A 24,070-nucleotide genomic window follows, 5' to 3' on the forward strand; every position below is an offset into this window, starting at 1 on the left:
AGGAATCTCATATGGCAATTACCGCAAAACTCTTTCTTATTGTGTTCTTACTGTGCTGCATTTTATTGGCAAGTATATCTGGCTTATCCCTGTATTTTGGCCTAGCTAGCCCGTTGATATTATATGCTCATATCAGCTGTGGGCTTGTGTTGATACTCTTAGCAATCATCCACTTTGTGCACAGAAGAAAGAAATTCTTAAAACTCGTCACGCAATTTCAGGATCTCTATTTTGGCAATCCTTACCCTTCTTTTTGTAACCTAGATCGCCTGTTAATGACTTTTGAACCCTTAACCTTAGAGGAGATTTCGACGGTATTACAACTACCTCTTACACAAATACAACAAGCGCTTGTACAAGGTAAAGTGCCATATTTGCCATCCAATCAGCCTTTACGCCATCTTGTTGGTGACAATGATGAAAAATTATTTTCTGCAATTACCATTATTCTGCAATTAAGGTTCCCCTCTAACCGTCGTTGTGGATAAAAGTGCGGTCATTTTTCAGTGAATTTTAGGCTAACTTGCTGATAAAAATCACATTAATCTGCTTTTAGCCTTATTTTTTAACATGCATTATATAAATATTTTTATAATGAACTTTATAAACTCAATACTCACAAGGAGATAGTTATGAAAAAAACACTCATCTGTACGCTTATTTCACTCGCCTGTGGCACTGCCTATGCTGACAATGTTTTTCAACTTGGACAAATTGAAGTTATCGCAAGTGAAAGCCAGCTAATGAACAATACGGTGGAACAAGAACAATTACAAAAACTGCAAATCAATAATATTGCACAAAGCGCCAAATTATTACCAGGCGTCTATTTTGAGCGCAAAGGGGGACGCGCAGAGCAAAATATGTTGGTGCGTGGATTTGACGCCCGTCGTGTTCCTGTACTAATTGATGGCATTCCTGTTTATGTTCCTTATGATGGCAATATGGATTTGGGGCGTTTCACGCATCTTGATCTCTCACAAATCACCGTAGCAAAAGGCTCTAGCTCAATTTTGTACGGACCCAATGCACTCGGTGGAGCAATTAACTTAGTGACACAAAAACCAACGAAAGAACTGGAAGGTACTCTGGGCTACCAATTCCAAACCGGGCGTAATAACAAAACCGCAAGCCACAATCTTTATTTTAATTTGGGTACGAAACAAGAAAAATACTATATTCAACTAAGCGGTAATCTACTAAATAAACAAGGATTACAACTTTCTAAACATTATCAACCAAGTGTCCATTCTGATGAAGATGGAAATCGTGCTGAAAACTCGCGTAATGAAGACAAAAAACTGAGTTTGAAACTTGCTTACACCCCAAATAATACTGATGAATACAGCCTGTCATTGACAACACAGAAAGGTTATAAACAGCAACCTTTCTACGCAGGTGATAATGCAGATGCAGTGCATAAATATTGGATTTGGCCAACATGGAACAAAGACAGTATCTATTTCCTTTCCCATACTGAATTTAATCAAAATCGCTTCTATTTCAATGGCAAACTATTCTTTGATACGTTCAAAAATGACCTATCCGCTTATGATGATGAAACCCTATCAACACAAAAAGCGAAAAGTACATTTAATAGCCATTATCGAGACTATTCCTACGGTGCAGGGTTTGAATTTGGCGCCAAAGTCACTGATAAAAATAGTTTAAAATTAACCGCACTTTATAAATTTGATCAGCATAAGGACCATGATGATGGTCAACCTGAGGCGCGTAGCCAAGACCGAACCTATAGTTTGGGGCTAGAAAATACCTACGCTTTTAACGACAGCACAAAATTAATCACTGGGGTGAGCTTCGATCGTCGTGAAGCACTTAAAGCGCAAAGTTACCAATCCGATGTCAAAGGCATATATGATTATCAAGTCGCAGATAAAAATGCCTTTAACTATCAAATCAAATTAAGCCATAAATTTGACTCAAATGATGAATTAAGCATAAGTGCGGCCCACAAAACCCGTTTTCCAACCATGAAAGACCGCTATTCTCGCAGTCTATCGAAATATCGCACTCCAAATCCATTCTTAAAACCAGAGCGTGCAAATCATTATGAATTGAGCTATTACCGTACCTTTGCTGATAAAGTGCGGTTAGAAGGTGCATTATTCTACTCTGAAGTGAAAGATGCAATTACTGAAATTTACACTGGTAACTCAAAACAAGAAATTAAGAAAGGGAAAAAACGCACTATTTATGAAACCATGAACCAAAACCAAGGCAAAGAGGTGTATAAAGGACTTGAATTAGCTATCACTGCTTTTGTTAATGATCAGCTAACTGTTGGGGCGAACTACACTTATATTAAAGCCAAAAATAATAATGGTGATCATATTCGTGATATCCCAACTCACAAATTCTTCGCTTATTTAGACTGGGCAATTACGCCAGAACTTTCTTTCTATCTCAGTCAATCTGCGGAAAAAGGACGCTATACACTTACAAAAGACGGTGCCAAAAAACTGTCAGGCTTTGGTGTAACTGATGTGAAATTCAATTATAAAGTGACAAACAACTTCAATATTGATATTGGCGTATCTAACTTATTTGATAAAAATTATGCTTATACGGAAGGTTATCCAGAAGAAGGCAGAATGTATTTCGCTAATTTGAAATACAAATTCTAATTGAAAATAAAGCAAAGAAGCCATTATTTAAATGGCTTCTTTTATTCTTGGCTCTCAAACCAACTTTCTAAAATTAAACAAGCTGATATGCTATCCACTTTCCCTTTTTCTAAAGCCCTATAACCGCCGCGTGAAAAGATTTCTGTTCGTGCTTCTGTAGTGGTTAAACGTTCATCTTGTAATTCCACTGGCAAGCCGAAACGTCCATGTAAACGATTAGCGAATTTTTTAGCGCGTAAGGTCAGATCTTGTTCTGTCCCATCCATATTTAATGGTAAACCCACAACCAATAAATCGGGTTTCCATTGTTGAAATAATTTTGCAATAGCATCCCAATTAGGAATACCATCTTGTGCTCTGAATGCAGGTAAAGCTTGTGCTGTGCCTGTAATACTTTGTCCAACCGCACAACCGATACTTTTGGTACCAAAATCAAAAGCGATCACTGTCATTGCCATTAGCAATACCCCACTTGATGTGCTAAATGATGTACATCAAATCCCAGAATTTTTTGTGCTTCTTCCCAACGTTGTGCATAGGGTACATCAAAAATAAGACGTTCATCCGCAGGCATGACCAACCAAACATTTTCCATGATTTCTCGCTCTAATTGATCTGGTACCCAGCTGGCACAACCTAATCCCACTAGATATTTTTCTGGCGCCTGTGCAGTACCAAAGGTATCAATAATATCAGCAGAGGTAGTTAATTGTAACCGATCACTAATACGATAGCTGTGCATAAATTGCTGTTCAGTATGCGTATGCAAAATAAAACCACGCTCAATATTAACGGGGCCACCAGCAAGCACACAATCTTCTGGATAGTGGCGATCATTTGCCATCATAAAATGCAATTTTGCTACCATTTCAGCAATACTAAGATCGGTCGGTTGATTCAATACTAAACCCATGGTGCCTTTATCATTATGTTCGCAAATAAAAATCACCGTACGTGCAAAATAGGCATCATCAATATTTGGCATTGCAATCAACAATTGATTTTGTAAATTCATTTATATTTTGTGCTCTCGTCTAATCTTATTTAATAAAGCATCACAGCATTGATCCAGTAAACGATGGGTTTCATCAAAACGTCGAGTAAACCAAGGATCTGGAATATGATCATAATCTAATTCTGGACACAGGCTTGCAATAGCAAACAATTTTTCATGTTGACCAAATAAGCGTTGCAAATCACGCAAGTTATGGTTATCCATCGCCACGATATAATCAAAATTCTGCCAATCTTTTGACCGCACTTTTCGGCTGACAAAATCATTACTGTAAATTTTCAAACGATCTAGCACATCAGCGGTACCACAATGCATGCCTTCGCCATCATGTTCACCAGAAGTGCCCGCACTGTCCGTTGCAATTTTATCCGACAAACCCGCTTTGCTTATCTTATCTCGCATAAGATATTCCGCCATAGGCGAGCGACAAATATTCCCTAAACACACAAATAGAATGTTAATTTTTTTCATAATCAATCTGCTAATTTATGAGCATAAAGCTGATAAGCTGGTAACCCCTGTAAAACCTGAACTTTACGCTGATAAGTATTAATATAATGATCAACGGCGGGTTTAACGAGTAAATAATGGTCATCTTCACCAGGTGCATTTGGAGACCACAGATAATCATCAAATGCTATTACGCCTCCAACTCTTACTAAACGATGCGCTAATAATGCGTCAAACAAAACATCGGGCGCTTCATGTGATCCATCTACATAAATAAAATCAAAATAATTATGATAACCCTCAGCCAATAAATTGATCATCATTTGATGAGATGTTCCTTTTCTCTCCAAGATTTCAATATTAGGAAGCTTACTAGTCACTAATTTAGCATTATGCGAAAATCGCTGCTCAACAGAAAGCATATCCAAACCAACATGCTCTCTCGCACCTAACCAAGTATCAATACATTGAATTTGTACTCGTTCTTGATATTTAAGACTTTCCTCGGCAAAAAATACTGTAGATCTTCCTTCAAATGAGCCAATTTCTAAAATACGAGTTGGTTTTACAAAATGGATTACCGCTTGCAAAGAAGGAATGTTGTGACTAAACCAATCTTGAGAAAAAATATAATCTAGTGCTTGTTCTTGAGAACTATCTCGTTTTTCAGTATCTGGCATATAAATGATCCCCTATAAAATAAACCGCACTTTTGCTGATAAAGTGCGGTCTATTATTTTAAAGTTTTATGCGGATAAAAGCATTATAAAATTTCTTTCGCTTTTGCCACCACGTTTTCAACAGTGAAGCCGAAAAGTTTGAATAATTGATCAGCTGGTGCTGATTCACCAAAACTATTCATACCAACAATGCGACCTTCAAATCCAACGTATTTGTACCAGAAATCTGCACTTTGTGCTTCAATAGCGACACGTTTAGTTACTGAAGGTGGTAATACGCTATCACGATATGCGGCATCTTGTTTATCAAATACATTGGTACTTGGCATAGATACAACGCGTACTTTTACGCCTTCCGCGTCTAATACCTCTGCCGCTTTCATCGCTAATTCCACTTCAGAACCTGTTGCGATAAGGATTAAATCTGGGCAAGTTTGTTTTTCACAGCAATGACGTAATACATAGCCACCGCGAGCCACATTAGCTAACTGCTCAGAAGTGCGGTCCATTTGTGCTAAGTTTTGACGAGTGAAAATCAATGCACTTGGACCATCTTTGCGTTCTACTGCTTGTTTCCATGCAATCGCAGACTCAACTTGGTCTGCAGGTCGCCATGTATCTAAGTTTGGAATTAAACGTAATGCAGCTGTCTGCTCTACTGGTTGGTGGGTTGGACCATCTTCACCTAAGCCAATAGAATCGTGCGTATAAACAAATAACACGCGTTGTTTCATTAACGCTGCCATACGAATTGCATTGTGAGCATATTCATAGAACATTAAGAATGTTGCGCCATAAGGGATGAAACCGCCATGCAATGCAATACCGTTCATAATCGCAGACATACCAAATTCACGTACACCATAGTTGATGTAGTTACCGTCTACATTTTCAGTAGCACGAATTGGTTTTGAGCCAGACCATAGGGTTAAGTTAGAACCTGCTAAATCCGCTGAACCACCCAAGAATTCTGGTAACACTTTTGCATAAGCTTCGATAGCATTTTGTGATGCTTTACGGCTCGCAATAGATGCTGGGTTTGCTTGTAATTTTTCAACAAACGCTTGGCTTTGCTGTGCCCAATCAGCTGGTAATTCGCCCGCTAAACGACGTTTAAATTCAGCAGCTAATTCTGGATAGGCTTTTTCATAAGCAGCAAATTTCTCATCCCATGCTTTTTCTAAAGTAGCACCTTTTTCTTTTGCATCCCAAGCAGCATAAATATCTGCTGGAATTTCAAATGGTGCATATTCCCAATTTAATGCTTTACGGGTTAATGCAATTTCGTCATCGCCTAATGGTGCACCATGACTGTCATGTGAGCCACATTTATTTGGTGAGCCATAACCAATCACGGTTTTACAAACAATTAACGTTGGTTTTTCAGTTTCAGCTTGCGCTAGTTTCACTGCTGCAGCGATTTGTTCTGCATTGTGACCATCAATATTATCAATTACTTGCCAACCATAAGCTTCAAAACGACCTTTGGTATTGTCTGTAAACCAACCATCCACATGACCATCAATAGAAATATTGTTGTCATCATAGAATGCGATTAATTTACCTAAGCCCAATGTACCCGCTAATGAACAAGCTTCGTGCGAAACCCCTTCCATTAAACAACCATCACCTAAGAATACATAAGTAAAGTGATCAACAATATCATGACCTTCGCGGTTAAATTGCGCTGCTAAGGTTTTCTCTGCAATCGCCATACCTACCGCATTCGTAATACCCTGACCTAATGGGCCTGTTGTGGTTTCGACACCTGGTGCATAACCATATTCAGGGTGACCTGGTGTTTTAGAATGTAATTGACGGAAATTTTTTAAATCTTCGATAGAAAGGTCATAGCCTGTTAAATGTAACAAACTATAAATCAGCATTGAGCCATGGCCATTGGATAAGACAAAACGGTCGCGATCAGCCCATTTTGGATTGTTTGGATTGTGCTTTAAGAAACCACGCCATAAAACCTCTGCAATATCAGCCATACCCATAGGGGCACCAGGGTGGCCCGATTTAGCTTTTTGTACGGCATCCATACTTAAAAAACGAATTGCATTGGCTAGTTGTTTTTGATCTGCCATTATTGACTCCTAAAATACGATTAACGACATAAAATAAAATTGCAGCGTATTTTACCTGATTTTCCGCGATAAAAGGCAATAAATTTAGCCTTAAAACAGGATAGATAAGGAAAAATGTGATCGAGATCACGTTAAATATTTTTAGGGATTGATGACCAAAATAATAATCTTTTAAGTGTCATATGGTTTTTAACATCATTATTACTTTCCAATAATAAAAAGATATTTTTTATTCATTATGGAAATGAATGGGGTTTTACTCCAATAACAATGCATTTCTCATCGAGCAAATAAATAAAATCTTTTTAGATCATATGGATAATAAAATGTTATGTGATCTACTTCTCAAAGCTCAAATTTCTTTATTGCATTTTTTGGAGTGTTACTACCATTTATATAGCCGAATATTAACTTTCTTCCATTTAGGTGAGTGTCTATGAAAAAAACAACTTTACTCAAAAAAACAGCTTACCTGGGTTGACTTTGGGTATTCAAGCTAGACATAAACATGCAGTGATCCGAGCGAAATTAAAACAAACCAACATTTCAGGTAAACTAGAATATAAATTCTAACCTCCATCAACTCTGTAAAAAGCCACATTATATAAAGGTGGCTTTATCTTGTTCCAATCAATTTCAGCGTGGTGTTGTAACATAATGTTTAGTAAAATTAAGTACCCGCTTTTTATATACTGAAGAAATCCGAAATTAATGTAATATATATACTCAATTTAAGTAATACAGGAAAATTGTAATGACGGCTCGCTATAATGAAAAAACCAGAGTTCAAATTCCCGCAGTAGCACATTTGGTGCGTTTAGGGTATCAATACCTTTCTCTGAAAAGTGCGAAATGGGATATAAATACGAATATTTTTGGAGAACTTTTCAAATCGGCGGTTGCAAAAATTAACCCAAATCTCACCGCTCTTGAAGTTGAACGGGAGCTAAAAGATGTGGCGATATTGCTCAAAAATGAAGATTTAGGACAAGCATTTTATGAGCGTTTACTGCAAACAGGTGGTGCTCGTCTTATTGATTTTGATTGTATTGAGAATAACCAATTTCATGTGGTTGCTGAACTCACTTGTGGGGATAAAGATGGCGACCATTTCCGTCCCGATATTACTCTTCTCATTAACGGTTTGCCGTTAGTATTTTTGGAAGTGAAAAGACCAAATGCCCCAAATGGGTTGCAGTCGGAATTTGAGCGTATGCAATATCGCTGTAAAAAGCCGGCTTTTCGTCCTTACATCAATGTCACCCAATTGATGATTTTTTCCAATAATCAGGAATATCAAACTGCTGATCGTCATAAAACCCAAGGGGCATTTTATGCCACCACTGGTTTTCACGGCGTGCAGTTCAATTATTTCCGTGACGATGGAGAAATTGCCGAAGAACAAGCGGTGAAATTAAATGAACATCTTGCCGATCTGCCAGAGGCAGAGTTAAACCGCATTTTGCTCGATTTTAATGAGCCAATGTTGAAAAACGATAAGGAATTTTGCACCAATCTTGATCCTAATTCCCCTACCCATCGTCTTTGTACCGCATTGTTGAAGAAAGATCGCCTTCTATTTTTATTGAAATATGGCATTGCGTATGTGACAGAGCAAAGTGGACTAGAAAAGCACATTATGCGTTATCCACAACTGTTTGCGACGAGAGCGATTACTCGCCATTTAGACGCGGGTAAAAAGAAGGGTATTATTTGGCACACACAAGGCAGCGGAAAAACCGCCCTGGCATATTACAATGTAAGAGTACTCACGGATTTTTACCAACGACAACAGATTATTCCTAAATTCTATTTTATTGTGGACAGGCTAGATCTACGCAATCAAGCAATGTCTGAATTTAGTCATCGAGGCTTGCAAGTCAATAGTATTAACAGCCGTGAAGAATTTGCACAAGAAATGCGAAAAGCCTCTGCTTTGAGCAGTCATAGCGGTAATCCTGAAATCACGGTAGTCAATATCCAAAAATTCCAAAATGCGAATGTGGCGGAATTTATCCCTGATTACGACATCAGTGTACAGCGTGTCTTTTTTATTGATGAAGCACACCGTAGTTTTGGCAATCAAGCTCAAATAGTTAGCCAATTTTTAGCAAGTCTCATTCAAGCTGATCCAAGTGCGGTGCATATTGGCTTAACTGGCACGCCACTGCTCGGAGGTGGTAAAAACCGAGTCGGCTCAACAGCGATTTTTGGCGATTACATTCACAAATATTACTACAATCAATCTATTGCTGATGGTTACACACTGCGTCTAATTCGTGAAGAAATCGAAAGTAATTACAAAGCAGAGCTAAGCCAAATTTTGGCGGATTTACAAATTCAGCAAGGTATCATTAAAGGCCGAGAAGTTACCAGTCGCCGTCGTTTTGTAGAGCCGATGCTAGATTATATTGTGCAAGATTTTGAAACATTTAGACGACAAAAAGCCGATAATTCCCTTGGAGCGATGGTGATTTGCGATAGTAGCGATCAAGCCCGTATGATGCACTTTCTGTTCAACCAAAAATATGCAGAAAATCCACAAGATCTTACCGCTTACCGTGAAAAATTTGCTGAAAATGATCCTCATTTCTTTGATGAATTTCCCAAGATTGCTGAGCCAGCGGCAATTTATCAGCCTACTAAACGCACAGTGAAATCAGCCAGTTTGATTTTGTCTGATGAGGGTGACAAAACCTATCGTAAAGATCTTGTAGATGACTATAAAGCAGGTAAGACTGATTTGCTCTTCGTGTACAATATGTTGCTCACAGGTTTTGACGCAAAACATCTGAAAAAGCTCTACTTAGGGCGAGTGATCAAAGAACATAACTTGCTGCAAGCGCTGACTAGAGTGAACCGTACTTATAAGGATTATGAATTTGGCTATGTTGTCGATTTTGCTGATATTCAAGCAGAATTTGATAAAACCAACGCGGCTTATCAAGCCGAATTACAACAAGAACTAGGTGATGAAGCTGAGCATTATTCCCAGCTTTTCAAATCACAGGAGGAAATTGACCAAGACATTGCTCATATCAAAAACGTACTATTTGATTTTGAAACGGAAAATGCCGAAATTTTCCGCCAGCAACTAGATGAAATTAGCGACAAGCAAAAATTGCTCGAACTCAAACGTACGTTGGAATTGGCAAGAAGTTTGTATAATCAGCTCAAGGTGGACGAAAAAGCAGGATTAGAGCACCTTGATTTTGCACAATACAACTTGCTTTATCGCCAAGTATTAGATCGCTTATTCCAAGTGAATATCCAAGAACGTGTGGACATTGGCGATTTACAAGGCGTTCTAAATGAAGCCTTGGAAAATATTTATTTCACTTTTCATAAAAAAAGCGAAGCAGAATTAAAATTAGCCGATAGCTTGCAAGAACAAATGCGGAAAACCCGTGAAGCCTTCGCTCGCAACATTGACCAAAAAGATCCTGAATTTGTCCGCTTGCTCGATGAGTTAAAACGTCTATTTGAAAACCGCAATGTACAATCCGTCAATCAAGCGGAAATGGAAACTCACATCAAGGCGTTTGCTGAACTAGAGAATCAAGTGGGTAAATTAAATGCCGAAAATGACCGCTTGTCGCTAAAATTTGCAGGCGATGCAAAATTTGTCCGCATTTTTAAACGAGGCGTACAAGATTTAGGTTTGCAACAAAACCGCAGCGATTTTATGCAAGGCTTGCAACGTATTAAATTCAGCAACGACCAATTTGTGCTAAATCAAGGGGATTTAATCCAAAATGCCCCAAGTTATTTTGAAAAAGAAAGCTTACGTTCAGTCGCAAAACTCAAAAGTGATTTCCACCTCCCACTCGATAACAAAGCCTTAATGAGTTTGAATAAAATGATCGTCAGTGAGTATGTGGGAGTGTAGTATGAAAAATTGGAATGATATTGAACAAATGCTACTTTCTGGCGATTTGCAAGCAGAAATCGGAGTGGAATATAAAGCAGCCAAAAATGATCTGCCAAAATCTTTTTGGGAAAGTTATTCTGCTTTCGCTAATCAATCGGGCGGTTTTATTCTGTTAGGGGTTAGTGAGAAAGAACCAAATAAATTTGAGATTTCGGGAGTAAACAAGGCGGAACAAATTAAAGATCTTATTTTTTCGCAATCTCGTAGCCAAAAAGTCAGTGTGGCATTGCTCAATGATGATGAGGTGAGAGTGCTTGATATTCAGGGAAAGCAGATCATCGCCACCTATGTTCGCCCAGCAGAAATCAATGAACGCCCCGTGCATTTAAATCAAGATTATCGACTCTCTTACATTCGTTTAAATACTGGCGATCATAAATTAACGGACAGTGAATTACGTTCTTTTCTTTCTAGCTATTCCAAAAAAGATGAAGATGGGCGGATTTTACCTTTTGCAACTTTAGAACATCTCAATTTAGGTACACTGAATAAATATCGAAATTTATTGAAAGCACATAATTCAAATTCACCACTTTTAACGCTTTCCGATCAAGATTTGATAGAAAGAATTGGCGTATTTGGTTACGACCTGTCAAACAATCAATCAGGGATTACCTATGCAGGGTTGCTCTTATTTGGTAAAGGTAATGTAATTAAATCGGTTTTGAAGCATTTTTTCTTTGAGTATTACGAAAAAAGCGACAAAAACGACCGCTATGATTTACGCATTACCGATTTTGATCTTGATGATGGCAATCTTTTTGAATTTTATCTTAAAGTCTCGCCTTTGATTACCGCTCTGGGTAAAGATAGCCATTTTAAATTGGATAATCTCACTCGCACGGAAGAAAATGAAATTACTGATGCCTTGCGAGAAGCCTTAGTCAATGCCATTGCTCACGCTGATTATTTTAATGATGTGCGACATTTAAAAATTGTAAAAACTCAAAATCAAATCAGTTTTGAAAATGCAGGGGTAATGTTGGTGGAGATAAAACAGGCTATTTTGGGCAATCGTTCGGAATGTCGTAATGGTACCTTGCATAATATCTTGCGTCGAGTGGGACTTTGTGAACGCCAAGGACAAGGTGTACGAGATATTTTCGAGCATTGGCAAGGACGTTATTTCACGCCACCTAAATTAGAAAGCCAAATTGATTACACAAAACTTACGCTCACGTTCCACGATGGCGAAATTGCAAGTTGGACAGAAAAAATGACCGCTTATTTCGGTACAACTTTTACCAAATTAAAAACTGTACCGAAAGATTGTTTGCTATTTATTGCGGTAAATGGACAACAAGCCAGCCACAAACAAATTGCAGATGGTATTCCACAATATACTGGGCGTGCTATTACCCTTGCTTTATCCCAGTTAAAAGAGAAAGGTTTTTTAACAGTGGTAGGTAAAAAACGCCAAGATCGGATTTACTTGTTAGCGGAGCAAATCAGAATGAAATCAAATTCTGATTATGCTCTGACAAATACCACAATAAACCACGATGAAGCCTTTAATCAACAGGGATTGGTCGAGGCAAGTGGCTCGCATAATTTAGTCACTGACCAAGATAATGAACAAATCCCCCCCCTAGTTACACCCCTAGTTACCCCCCTAGCTAGATTAGTAGAGGTGTTGGGAAATGATGAAAAAGGCATTGTACAATTAGGTGAAGATTTATCTATCACAGATAAAAAGCATATTCGGAAAACCTACATTGCACCTGCATTGACACAAGGGATAATAGAAATGACGATTCCTAATAAAACAACGAGCCCTAACCAAAAATATCGCTTAACCCCAAAAGGTAAACAACATTTAACAACAGGCAAATAAAAATGACCGAACAACATTTTCAACAAAAAACAAAAGAGCTGATCGATAGCTTAAAAGCCATTTGTGCGAATTATGGGCTGGGGAATGATGGCAATGAATTTAAAATCATCACCCAAGTGTTTTTGTATAAATTTCTCAATGATAAATTTGCCTTTGAAATCAAACAAATTGAGCCGTCATTGACTGAATCTGACAGCTGGGAGCTGGCGTTGAGTGAAATGCCTGTCAACGATTTCGAGTTTTTAACTATGCAAATGAACGGAGATACCGCTATTTTGCAACCAAATCAATTTATTAGCCATTTATTCAACCAATCAAATATTGCCAACTTTTCCAATTTGTTTGATGAAACTTTAATAGACATCGCCAACCAAAATTCGGATATTTTCTCAGTGAAAACTGAAGGAGGGGCGAAAATCAATTTATTTGATCGAGTCAGCCAATATATCGCCGATCCGTCGAAGCGAGATGCGTTTTGCCGTGCGGTGATCAACAAATTGGTGGAATTTAGTTTTGAGCATATTTTCAAGCAGAAATTTGATTTTTACGCCACGATTTTTGAGTATCTGATCAAAGATTACAACACCAATTCGGGCGGAAAATATGCGGAATATTACACCCCGCACGCCGTGGCTCGCATTATGGCAGCAATTCTTGTGCCTGAAAATGTGCGTGGGCAGTTGAAGAATGTGAGCTGTTACGACCCGTCGGCGGGCTCTGGCACCTTGTTGATGAACATTGCTCACGCGATTGGCGAAGAAAAATGTACCATTTATACCCAAGATATTTCGCAAAAATCGTCGAATTTGCTGCGATTAAACCTGATTTTAAACAATCTTGTCGCCAGTATTCCCAACGTGGTGCAGGGCAACACAATGACGCACCCGTACCACAAATTGGGCGATCAACTCCGCCAATTTGATTACATCGTTTCCAACCCACCGTTCAAAATGGATTTCAGTGACCTACGAGAGGAATTAGCCGCCACCGCCCACAAAACCCGTTTTTTCGCTGGTGTACCAAATGTGCCGAAAGCCAAAAAAGAGGGAATGGCGATTTATCAGCTGTTCATTCAGCACATTATTTACTCACTCAAAGCTAATGGCAAAGCAGCGGTGGTGTTGCCAACGGGCTTTATTACCGCACAATCGGGCATTGATAAAAAAATCCGTGAGTATTTAGTGAAGGAAAAAATGCTGGCGGGTGTGGTGTCAATGCCATCGAATATTTTTGCCACCACAGGTACGAATGTTTCTATTCTCTTTCTCGACCGCACCAACAAAGAGGACGTGGTACTAATTGATGCGAGCAATTTGGGCGAAAAAATCAAAGAGGGTAAGAACCAAAAAACGGTGCTCTCGAGCGAAGAAGAACAACGCATTATTGAGGTGTTCAATCAGAAAAAAGCGGAAGAGAATTTTTCTGTGGTGGTGTCTTATGCGGACATTGAAGCCAAAAATCACAGCCTGTCTGCTGGACAATATTTTGATGTAAAAATCGATCATATCGACATCACCGCCGCCGAATTTGAACAGAAAATGGCAGATTTTCAGCAAAATCTCACCGCACTTTTTGCCGAGAGCAAGGAACTAGAAAGCCAAATTCAGCAGCAAATGGCGACGTTGAAATTTAACGATCAAAAGGTGAGAAATTAAGGGTAGGATGGGCTTTAGCCCATCAATTCTAACAATTGTGTAATACCAATGATGGGCTAAAGCCCATCCTACGGTTTCTAGGGGAAGTTTGCGGAATGGTAGTCAGTTATATTAGGTTTAATGATACGGAAATTGAATTTATTGATGGTGATCGGGGAGCTAATTATCCAAAGAAAAAAGACTTTAGCTCATCAGGCTATTGTGTTTTTCTAAATACTGGAAACGTTACGTCTGATGGTTTCAATTTTAATAAATTAGATTTTATTACCAAAGAAAAAGATCAATTATTAAGAAAAGGAAAATTAATTAACCGAGACATTGTGTTAACAACTCGTGGAACAGTTGGGAATGTTGCTTATGTTTCAGAAAATGAATTATATAAAAATATACGTATTAATTCAGGGATGGTAATAATCCGATCTAATTGTTCAAAATATGATCCTTATTTCTTATATTCATTTTTTAGGTCTGAATTATTTAAAAAACAATGTGAATATAATGGTTCTGGTTCAGCACAGCCACAATTGCCTATTTCAGCTTTAAAAAATATATCATTTCCAAATTTTGATTTACAAACCCAACAAAAAATCGCCCAAGTGCTTTCCACCTTAGATCGCAAAATTGCCCTCAACCAACAAATCAACGCCGAACTGGAAAAAATGGCAAAAACCCTGTACGACTACTGGTTTGTGCAATTTGATTTCCCCGATGAAAACGGTAACCCCTACAAATCATCAAGCGGCGAAATGGTGTATAACCCTGAGTTAAAAAGAGAAATACCGAAGGGGTGGGAAGTGAAGAAATTGGGGGAAATAGAGAATAATATCATTACAGGAAAAACACCCTCCAAAGCTAATATTGAAAATTTTAATGGAATTATTCCATTTATTACGATTGGTGATATAAGAGGGAATACTTTTATTGTAAAAACTGATGAAACGTTAACGGAATTAGGTGCAAGTACACAAAAAAATAAATTTTTGCCTGAAGATTCTATTTGTGTAACATGTATTGCTACCGTTGGCTTAGTTGGATTTACAACAGAATTATCACAAACCAACCAACAAATAAATTCAATTATTTGCTCAAGTCCGTATAACAAATATTACTTATATTTTTCTATTTTAGATTTTTTCACAGTGTCGGGAGCAAAAACAGGAAATACGTTTGCCAATATGAATAAAACTGATTTTGAAAATATCAGATTTATAAAGCCGAATGAAAAGGTATTAAAAGATTATTATGATTTGGTTAATCCTATATTTGAGAACATAAAATCTAATGCAAAACAAACCCAACAACTCACCCAACTGCGAGATTTTCTCTTGCCGATGTTAATGAATGGGCAGATTGAGGTGGAATAGCTTTGGCAAAAAAGGACGCCAGCGTGATCTGCCCCCAAAAAGTTAAACTGATTTAATTCAAGGACTGAGTTCTGTATTCCACCGCACTTTTCTTTCATCTCTTACTCAGGCGTGATCCATTTCACTGTCCAACTTGCAGTTCCCTCGGGTACAAGTTTTTTTGCCAAATAAGGTAAGATGGTTTTCATTTGCGTTTCTAATTGCCAAGGCGGATTAATCACTATCATGCCACTTGCTGTCATGCCACGTTGATCACTATCAGGACGCACAGCTAATTCAATTTGCAAGATTTTACGAATACCTGTTGCTTCAAGACCTTTTAGGATGCGTTTTGTTTGTTGGCGTAACACTACAGGATACCAAATCGCATAAATACCTGTGGCAAAACGTTTATAGCCTTCTTCAATAGCTTGAACGACCAAATCATAGTCTTCTTTTAGCTCATAAGGCGGATCAATTAATACAAAGCCTCTGCGTTCTTTAGGCGGTAATGTTGCTTTAAGTTGTTGAAAACCGTTTTCACGCTTAGTACTGAAATTCTTATATTCTTTAAAATTATTTCTCAGTAGTGGAAAATCTGTAGGATGAAGCTCTGTTAATAAGGCGCGATCTTGTGGACGCAACATCAATGCTGCGATTAAAGGCGAACCCGCATAATAACGTAACGCTTTGCCACCACCATTAATTTCCTGGATAAGATTGATATAACGCTGTATGTCTTCCGGTAAATCAGTTTGTGACCATAAACGCCCAATACCCTCTTGATACTCCGCCGTTTTTTCTGATTCTTCACTAGAAAGACGATAGCGTCCAACACCAGAATGGGTGTCTAAATAATAAAACCCTTTTTCTTTTTGTTGTAAACTTTCGATGATCAACATTTGTACGATATGTTTTAATACATCTGCGTGATTACCTGCGTGGAAACTATGGCGATAACTTAACATTTTGCCACCTTAAATTTTGGAATGATAAATAAGCGAAAACCCTGATGATTTCTCATCAGGGCTTCTGAATATGGCTCCTCCTGCGGGACTCGAACCTGCGACATATGGATTAACAGTCCACCGTTCTACCGACTGAACTAAGGAGGAATAGATGGTGCCTCGAGGCGGAATCGAACCACCGACACGGGGATTTTCAATCCCCTGCTCTACCGACTGAGCTATCGAGGCGTATAACACTCACTGCGTCAATACGGGGCGTATTAAACCGTATTTAAGGGATGAGGTCAATAGTTATTTACAAAAAAAATGAAAATTTACTTCAGTTGCCGATTTAATATGCAATTTGCGATTATTAAATAAAAAACGCATAGGTTTTCAGCCTATGCGCTTTTTTATAATTATCTTACTCGGCGATAACTTTTTTGTGCTTTATCCACTTTTAACAAGTAATTTCTTGCCTGTGAAGATGGATGTGCTGTTGTTAAAATGCGATAAACTTGCTCTGGTGACATACGATTAATACGATAAATCGCTTCATCCTTATCACGATCAAATACGCGTAATACTGCGCCTGCGCCACTATTGTAAGCGGAAATCATGGCATAACGCATCGAAGTTGGATTTTCAATGCCTAGCAAGTATTCATTTTTCAACAACCACAAATAAGAAACACCAGCATCAATATTTTTCGCAGGGTCAAACAAATAGCTCTTACTTGGCTGTCCACTGATACCTTTCATTTTGAAAATATCACGCCCCGCAGAATGTGGTACCACTTGCATTAATCCCATCGCATTCGCATAGCTAATTGCATAAGGGTTAAAACTCGATTCCGTTTGCATAATACCTAAGATAAGGCTTTCATCAATACCATATTGACGCGATGCTTTACGGATAAATGGTAAATATTTTCTTGCACGTACATTAACATGGTTAGCAATCATCTGAATCGCAACAAATTGCACTGTACGCCCATTATTTAAACGGCGTTTTTGCAATTTATTTTGAATTAAATAAGTCGCAAAATCACTGGCAATATTAATGTTGTTAATTGACTGACCAAAATGGTTGACTACCTGCCCAACTAAGAAAGGGCGACTACTAATCGGAGTATCACCTGAAGCAAATAAATCGATACCTTTTGCATCAGAACCCATCAACAAAGTATGCACAATCGCACTATGCAAGCGATTCAAATCAGAGAGAGTTTCAATTGTAATTTGCCCTTCTTCAAAGCTAATATGGCTACGCGTATAGTAACTGTCCGTATATTTCACATAGTCTTTTCGGCTTGCCACTAACAGTTCATTCACGCCCCAAATTTGATCGATATTTTGAGAGAATTGCCCAGTTAATAAATCTAAACCATGGGTATCTTTTGCGAAGGTTTCATCGCCGCGACGTTCACTCGACGAACAAGCATATAAAAAAGGAATAATGAGCCAAACGGCCAATTTCTTAAAATTCATTTTCATTGGAATTAGTTTTCTTGTGATGGTGGAACATAGCCTTCAATATGCACGTCTTTACCTTCAAATAAGAAGTTGACCATTTCTTGCTCTAATAATTGACGATGTTCTAAATTCATCATATTTAATTTTTTTTCATTGACTAACATTGTCTGTTTTTTGATCCATTCAGACCAAGCTTGTTTACTAATATTATCAAAAATACGCTTACCCAATTCGCCGGGATACAGCTGAAAATCAAGTCCTTCAGCTTCCTGTTTTAAATACGCACAGAATACGTTTCTTGCCATAATTATCGTCCTTTTTGAAATTCAATTAATAGATTTTTGACCGGCGTAGCGAGCCCAATCGGTTCAGGATTGCGGGAATCATACCAATATTTAGCCTGACTGCATACAGTAGATTGATATTCTGCTGCATTTTCTTGAATTTTTTTCCAATCCGTACGATCTTCGTCACATATTTTTACATTAAGTTCCGCATAAATTGGGTAAATATCCAAATGAAAATGGCTAAAGGTATGACGAAAACTCGTCCATTCTTGATAATGAGAAATCCCCTGTTCAGCAAGATAATTAAATACGTCTTGCTTAGAAGAAAATTGAGGAAAACAATATAATCCACCCCAAATGCCAGATTGCTCACGTTGTTCCAACAAAACTTTATCTTGATCCGCTAAAATCAAAAAATAACTCGTGCGTTCGGGCAATTGCTTTTTGACTTTTTTATTGGGGTAATCTTTCCAAGAATTCGTTAAATTTGCACCGCACTTTTTCTGCAGCGGGCAAAGTTCACATTTCGGTTTCGTCCTTGTACAAACCATCGCGCCGAGATCCATCATGGCTTGATTAAAATCTGCCACCTGTTCAATTGGCGTAACTTCGGCACTTCGTTGCCAAAACGCATTTTCCACTTTCTTTTCGCTCGGCACGCCCTCAATTTGAAAATAACGCGCTAATACACGTTTCACATTGCCATCTAAAATAGGATAAGGTTGGTTCAAAACAGAGGACAAAATGGCACCCGCAGTACTTTGCCCAATCCCAGGTAAATCCCAAACTTGTTGAAATTCAGAGGGGAATTGACCCTGATATTGATCGCGAATAATTTGTGCGGCTTTATGTAAATTGCGCGCCCTTGCGTAATAACCAAGCCCTGTCCACAAATGCAAAACTTCATCTAAAGGCGCATTTGCCAAATCGGAAACCGTCGGAAAGCGAGCCATAAAACGTTCAAAATAAGGAATCACTGTGGCGACTTGCGTTTGCTGCAACATGACTTCCGACAACCAAACACCATAAAGGGTTTTATTTTGCTGCCAAGGCAAATGTTTACGTCCGAATTGGTGATACCAATTTAAGACGGATTGGGCAAAAGGGGCATTAACGGAAGATTGAGCCTGCATAACTATTCAAAGTGCGGTGAAAAAAGAAAGAAGAATTCTAGCATAAATCAGCGCTTTGAGATGACAAAACCTCTTCAAAATCCACCGCACTTTTCATTTGGAGCTAAAATTCGTATAATCCACGCAATTTTGACTAATGTGAAACCAGCAATGAATACATCAAAAACCAGCTTTGCGGATCAAAAACGCAAAACCGTAGAAACCGCAGAATTTACTGAAGATGGACGCTATAAACGCAAAGTACGCAGTTTTGTACTACGCACTGGGCGTTTGAGTGAATTCCAGCGTAATATTATGAATGAAAACTGGGCAGACTATGGTTTAGACCACCAAACAAGCCACTTTAATTTTGAACAGATTTACGGAAACTCCTATCCCGTTATCTTAGAAATTGGTTTTGGTATGGGCAAATCGCTAGTGGAAATGGCGGAGCAGAATCCAGATAAAAATTATTTAGGCATTGAAGTACATACGCCTGGTGTGGGAGCTTGCTTAGCCTATGCTTTAGAGAAAGGAGTGAAAAATCTACGTGTGATTTGTCATGATGCGACAGAAATTTTGCGTGATTGTATCGCGGATGGTGCATTGGCTGGCTTACAATTGTTTTTCCCTGATCCTTGGCATAAAGCAAAACATCATAAACGCCGTATCGTTCAACCGCATTTCGTAGAAACTGTCACTCAAAAATTGGCGAGCGGTGGTTTTATCCATTTTGCAACGGATTGGCAAAATTATGCAGAACATATGTTAGAGGTGCTACAAAGCATGGAAAATCAAGTAGGCATTTATAATACTTCGGCTACGAATGATTACATTCCGCGTCCTGATTTCCGCCCTTTGACGAAGTTTGAACAGCGAGGACATCGTTTAGGACATGGCGTTTGGGATTTATATTTCATTAAAAAATAATCCAAATAAAACCGCACTTTAGGTTTGCTAAAAGTGCGGTTTATTTTAACAAAGTTTTAGTTTTCAGCTCAGACTATAGCAAAGCGCCAACGTATTTCAACATCACCCCTGCAGCAATCGCAGAGCCAATTACGCCAGCCACATTTGGTCCCATGGCATGCATCAATAAGAAGTTTTGATTATCGGCTTCTAAACCTAATTTATTAGATACACGCGCCGCCATTGGTACCGCAGAAACCCCAGCAGAACCAATGAGTGGGTTGATTTTATGCTTGCTAACCTTATTCATTAATTTCGCCATTAACACACCACAACCTGTACCGATACCAAAAGCAACGATACCGAGCAATAAAATACCCAAGGTTTGTGGTTGTAAGAATTTATCTGCCACCAATTTGGCACCAACAGATAAACCTAAGACGATAGTAACAATATTAATCAAGGCATTTTGTGCAGTATCACTCAAGCGATCCACCACACCACTCACTTTCATAAGGTTACCAAAACAGAACATACCCAATAATGGTGCTGCATCTGGCAACAATAACGCAACTAATAACAATAGAATAATAGGGAATAAAATTTTCTCTCTATTACTTACTGTACGCATTTGCGTCATACGAATTTTACGTTCTTGTTGAGTGGTTAATGCACGCATAATTGGCGGTTGAATCAATGGCACTAACGCCATGTAAGAATAAGCCGCTACGGCAATTGCGCCTAATAATTCAGGGGCAAGTTTACTGGCTAGATAAATCGCTGTTGGACCATCCGCACCACCGATAATCCCAATTGCTGCAGCTTGTGGTAAGGTAAAATCAATAACACCAAGCCAGTTCAATCCTAGCGCACCTAATACGGTGGCAAAAATACCAAACTGTGCTGCCGCACCCAGCAATAAGGTGCGTGGATTAGCTAATAGCGGACCAAAGTCCGTCATTGCACCAACACCCATAAAAATGATGAGTGGCGCCACGCCATAGCCAATAGCCACCTTGTAGAATAAGGCCAAAATACCTGAGCTATAACCTAAATCGCCCGCTAGCACTTCTAATTCATTATGCACTGACATTGGCAAATTGGTTAACGCTGCTTTAATTGCACTTGGCTCAGCAACTGCGCCAATTTTCGCTGCGACAATGCTAAGTTGTTCAGTCGTACCGCTATGCAAGAGATTATCTAATGCGGTCATTGCCATTCCTGCTTCAGGAATATTCGACAGCAATCCACCAAAGCCAATAGGTAGCAACAGTAATGGCTCGAATTTACGTGCTATCGCTAGCCAAAGTAACACAAGGCTAACGATAATCATCACTGCTTGCCCCCATTCAAGGTGCATTACGCCTGTACCTTTTAATAGAGCAATAATACTTTCCATCACAACTCCTTAAGTTTAGGCAATGGTCATTACAGTGTCGCCAACAGCCACAGTATCGCCAGCTTTCACGCTGACATTACGCACTGTTCCACCTTGGCTTGCACGCACTTCGGTTTCCATTTTCATGGCTTCAAGGATAAATAATACATCACCTTCTGCAACAGTTTGTCCTTCCGATGCCACCACTTTCCAAATATTACCTGCCATTGGTGCAGTTACTGGTGTACCACCTGTTGCTGCTGGAGCTGCAGTCGGTGCTGGCGCCGGAGCCGCTTGTGGTGCGATATTAGTAATATCACCGCCTTCGCTCACTTTCACCACAAAGGCTTTACCTTCTAATTCCACTGTATAGACTGCAGAACCTGAAGCCTGTTTAGCTGCTGGTGTAGAAACTTGTGGTTTTTGCACCGCACTTTCTGCTGTAGGCGCTGGTTCAAAGGCATCTGGATTACCACGATTTTCAAGAAATTTCCAACCAATTTGAGGGAATAACGCCACAATTAACGCATCATCAATTGCATTGTCTGCTAATTTAATGCCTTTTTCTTGTGCTGTTTGTTTGACTTCCGCCTCAATTTTCGCCATTTCAGGTTCAATATGATCCGCTGGGCGATCTGTAATTGGTTGACCACCTTCCAATACGCGTGCTTGTAATTCCGCATTCACTGGCGCTGGTGTACGACCATATTCGCCTTTTAAAATGCCCGCTGTTTCTTTCGCAATGGTTTTATAACGTTCACCCATTAACACATTGATTACCGATTGTGTTCCCACAATTTGTGAGGTTGGTGTAACTAACGGAATGTAACCTAAATCTTTACGAACACGAGGAATTTCTTCCAATACTTTGTCTAATTTATCTGAGGCATTTTGTTGTTTTAACTGACTTTCTAAGTTCGTCAACATGCCACCCGGCACCTGCGCCACTAAAATACGACTGTCAACGCCTCGTAATTGACCTTCAAATTTCGCGTATTTTTTACGCACATTACGGAAATAAGCCGCAATTTTTTCTAATCTTTCAATGTTTAAACCTGTGTCAAATTCGGTATTTTGTAAAGTCGCCACAATGGATTCTGTCGCTGGGTGACCATAGGTACCAGACATTGAAGAAATAGATGTATCCACACCATCTACACCAGCTTCAATCGCTTTTAATAACGCCATTTCAGACATACCTGTCGTTGCATGGCAGTGTAAATGTAATTGAACATCAAAACGTTTTTTAATTTCGCCTACTAAACGTGCAGCATCCATCGGATTTAAAATACCCGACATATCTTTAATGACTAAACTATCCACACCAATTTCTAATAATTGTTCTGTGGTATCTAACCAAGTTTGTAACGTATGAACTGGGCTTGTGGTATAGCTCAAAGTACCCTGTGCATGTCCGCCATGTTTACGCACAGCCTGTAATGCCGCTTTCATATTGCGCGGGTCGTTCATTGCATCGAATACGCGGAAAACGCTCATGCCATTTACTACACAGCGCTCAACAAAACGATCCACCACATCATCAGCATAATGACGATAACCTAATAAATTTTGACCACGCAATAACATTTGTAATGGTGTTTTCGGGCAAGCTTTTTTCAATTCACGTAAACGTACCCAAGGATCTTCACCTAAAAAACGAATACAGCTATCAAAAGTTGCGCCACCCCAAGCCTCTAAAGACCAATAACCAATATCATCTAACTCGGCAGCAATCGGTAACATATCATCTAAGCGCAAACGTGTTGCAAAAAGTGATTGGTGAGCATCACGAAGTACTACATCAGTTATTTTAATTTTCTTAGTCATAATCAAATCCTTCTATTTTATTTAGCCTTAGTTTAAACCTTGAGAACGTCGATGATGTGCGATTGCAGCAACAATCACAGGGCGCAAGCGGTCTAAATCATTCGGTGGGGTTGAAAGTGCGGTTGAATTTTGTGAAGTTTTAGGTTGGGTAACAGGTTCAGGGAAATAACGATTTATGAGTTTTGACATCAGTCCAATTGCCCAAATTAAAATAAGCAAGAAAACCAATACAAACCCCATCCCTGAAAACATCAGGTTAAGTCCTTCTCCGAAAAGTTCTGCTGAGGTCATATTTCTATCCTTATCATCAACAATAAGAGCTTTATTGTACCCATTTTAGCGATGAAAAACTGTGATGCAGATCAAATTCGAACAATTTGTTAGCAAACTAAAATCGGTTCCAATTTGATTTTGCAGAAAAATGTACAAAAAACCGAAAAAACATTACAATTCCGCCTAGCAATAACAATATCAACCCTCCAATTTATTGGT

19 protein-coding genes and 2 tRNA genes are annotated in these 24,070 nt (G+C 38.9%); 7 read left to right on the forward strand and 14 right to left on the reverse strand.

Annotated features, from left to right (window positions below; translation table 11 throughout):
* The first annotated feature begins 11 nt into the window (after positions 1-11).
* Together ACUXZ4_RS01005 and ACUXZ4_RS01010 are read left to right on the forward strand one after the other, a co-directional pair.
* A complete protein-coding gene (locus ACUXZ4_RS01005) occupies positions 12-488 on the forward strand; it encodes a hypothetical protein (RefSeq protein ID WP_464973212.1) in 477 nt (158 codons plus the stop codon).
* A gap of 144 nt (positions 489-632) precedes the next feature.
* Complete coding sequence (locus ACUXZ4_RS01010) at positions 633-2,645, forward strand: TonB-dependent receptor plug domain-containing protein (protein ID WP_464973213.1); 2,013 nt, start codon at positions 633-635, stop codon at positions 2,643-2,645.
* Positions 2,646-2,686: 41 nt separating this feature from the next.
* Here the strand turns inward: ACUXZ4_RS01010 and ruvX are convergent, their stop codons facing one another.
* From ruvX to tkt, 5 genes are all read right to left on the reverse strand, one after another.
* On the reverse strand, positions 2,687-3,103 hold the full coding sequence (gene ruvX / locus ACUXZ4_RS01015) for a Holliday junction resolvase RuvX (RefSeq protein WP_464973214.1): 417 nt from the start codon (positions 3,101-3,103) through the stop codon (positions 2,687-2,689).
* Positions 3,103-3,660: a YqgE/AlgH family protein gene (locus tag ACUXZ4_RS01020; protein ID WP_464973215.1), complete on the reverse strand. Its 558-nt coding sequence runs from the start codon at positions 3,658-3,660 to the stop codon at positions 3,103-3,105. Before ACUXZ4_RS01020 ends, ruvX begins: the two co-directional genes overlap by 1 nt.
* Complete coding sequence (locus ACUXZ4_RS01025) at positions 3,661-4,131, reverse strand: low molecular weight protein-tyrosine-phosphatase (RefSeq protein WP_464973216.1); 471 nt, start codon at positions 4,129-4,131, stop codon at positions 3,661-3,663.
* Between the two features lie 2 nt (positions 4,132-4,133).
* Positions 4,134-4,790 carry a class I SAM-dependent methyltransferase gene (locus ACUXZ4_RS01030; RefSeq protein ID WP_464973217.1) on the reverse strand — a complete coding sequence of 219 codons (657 nt, stop codon included), beginning with the start codon at positions 4,788-4,790 and terminating at the stop codon, positions 4,134-4,136.
* Positions 4,791-4,873: 83 nt separating this feature from the next.
* On the reverse strand, positions 4,874-6,880 hold the full coding sequence (gene tkt / locus ACUXZ4_RS01035) for a transketolase (protein WP_464973218.1): 2,007 nt from the start codon (positions 6,878-6,880) through the stop codon (positions 4,874-4,876).
* 754 nt (positions 6,881-7,634) lie between these two features.
* Between tkt and ACUXZ4_RS01040 the strand changes: the two genes are divergently transcribed.
* The 4 genes from ACUXZ4_RS01040 to ACUXZ4_RS01055 all read left to right on the forward strand — a co-directional run bounded on the left by ACUXZ4_RS01040 (position 7,635) and on the right by ACUXZ4_RS01055 (position 15,664).
* Positions 7,635-10,769 (forward strand): type I restriction endonuclease subunit R, encoded by a 3,135-nt coding sequence (locus ACUXZ4_RS01040; RefSeq protein WP_464973219.1) that lies wholly within the window; start codon positions 7,635-7,637, stop codon positions 10,767-10,769.
* Between the two features lies 1 nt (position 10,770).
* Complete coding sequence (locus tag ACUXZ4_RS01045) at positions 10,771-12,645, forward strand: Fic family protein (RefSeq protein WP_464973220.1); 1,875 nt, start codon at positions 10,771-10,773, stop codon at positions 12,643-12,645.
* Positions 12,646-12,647: 2 nt separating this feature from the next.
* The gene (locus ACUXZ4_RS01050; protein ID WP_464973221.1) at positions 12,648-14,300 is read left to right on the forward strand and encodes an HsdM family class I SAM-dependent methyltransferase; all 1,653 of its coding nucleotides are present in this window, start codon (positions 12,648-12,650) and stop codon (positions 14,298-14,300) included.
* A 95-nt stretch (positions 14,301-14,395) separates the two neighbouring features.
* On the forward strand, positions 14,396-15,664 hold the full coding sequence (locus tag ACUXZ4_RS01055) for a restriction endonuclease subunit S (RefSeq protein ID WP_464973222.1): 1,269 nt from the start codon (positions 14,396-14,398) through the stop codon (positions 15,662-15,664).
* Positions 15,665-15,765: 101 nt separating this feature from the next.
* Here ACUXZ4_RS01055 and ACUXZ4_RS01060 read toward each other — a convergent pair whose 3' ends face one another.
* The 6 genes from ACUXZ4_RS01060 to mutY all read right to left on the reverse strand — a co-directional run bounded on the left by ACUXZ4_RS01060 (position 15,766) and on the right by mutY (position 19,485).
* On the reverse strand, positions 15,766-16,611 hold the full coding sequence (locus ACUXZ4_RS01060) for a 23S rRNA (adenine(2030)-N(6))-methyltransferase RlmJ (RefSeq protein WP_464973223.1): 846 nt from the start codon (positions 16,609-16,611) through the stop codon (positions 15,766-15,768).
* 71 nt (positions 16,612-16,682) lie between these two features.
* Positions 16,683-16,758 (reverse strand) — tRNA-Asn (locus ACUXZ4_RS01065).
* Between the two features lie 5 nt (positions 16,759-16,763).
* A tRNA-Phe gene (locus ACUXZ4_RS01070) sits at positions 16,764-16,839 on the reverse strand.
* A gap of 170 nt (positions 16,840-17,009) precedes the next feature.
* Positions 17,010-18,086, reverse strand: a complete 1,077-nt coding sequence (mltC, locus tag ACUXZ4_RS01075) for a membrane-bound lytic murein transglycosylase MltC (RefSeq protein ID WP_464973224.1) — start codon at positions 18,084-18,086, stop codon at positions 17,010-17,012.
* A gap of 5 nt (positions 18,087-18,091) precedes the next feature.
* On the reverse strand, positions 18,092-18,370 hold the full coding sequence (locus ACUXZ4_RS01080) for an oxidative damage protection protein (RefSeq protein ID WP_464973225.1): 279 nt from the start codon (positions 18,368-18,370) through the stop codon (positions 18,092-18,094).
* A gap of 2 nt (positions 18,371-18,372) precedes the next feature.
* The gene (gene mutY / locus ACUXZ4_RS01085; protein ID WP_464973226.1) at positions 18,373-19,485 is read right to left on the reverse strand and encodes an A/G-specific adenine glycosylase; all 1,113 of its coding nucleotides are present in this window, start codon (positions 19,483-19,485) and stop codon (positions 18,373-18,375) included.
* A 150-nt stretch (positions 19,486-19,635) separates the two neighbouring features.
* On the opposite strand from mutY, the gene trmB reads away from it, so the two are divergent.
* Positions 19,636-20,394, forward strand: coding sequence for a tRNA (guanosine(46)-N7)-methyltransferase TrmB (gene trmB / locus ACUXZ4_RS01090; RefSeq protein WP_464973966.1), 759 nt, complete (start codon positions 19,636-19,638; stop codon positions 20,392-20,394).
* A 73-nt stretch (positions 20,395-20,467) separates the two neighbouring features.
* Here trmB and ACUXZ4_RS01095 read toward each other — a convergent pair whose 3' ends face one another.
* Genes ACUXZ4_RS01095 through ACUXZ4_RS01105 form a run of 3 tightly spaced genes read right to left on the reverse strand, consistent with a single transcriptional unit; the run spans position 20,468 to position 23,869 of the window.
* Positions 20,468-21,772 (reverse strand): sodium ion-translocating decarboxylase subunit beta, encoded by a 1,305-nt coding sequence (locus ACUXZ4_RS01095; protein WP_464973227.1) that lies wholly within the window; start codon positions 21,770-21,772, stop codon positions 20,468-20,470.
* A gap of 15 nt (positions 21,773-21,787) precedes the next feature.
* Positions 21,788-23,578, reverse strand: a complete 1,791-nt coding sequence (oadA, locus tag ACUXZ4_RS01100) for a sodium-extruding oxaloacetate decarboxylase subunit alpha (protein ID WP_464973228.1) — start codon at positions 23,576-23,578, stop codon at positions 21,788-21,790.
* A gap of 27 nt (positions 23,579-23,605) precedes the next feature.
* Positions 23,606-23,869 (reverse strand): oxaloacetate decarboxylase subunit gamma, encoded by a 264-nt coding sequence (locus ACUXZ4_RS01105; protein ID WP_464973229.1) that lies wholly within the window; start codon positions 23,867-23,869, stop codon positions 23,606-23,608.
* Positions 23,870-24,070 lie beyond the last annotated feature (201 nt).

The sequence above is a fragment of the Reella acinonychis genome (assembly GCF_052828705.1).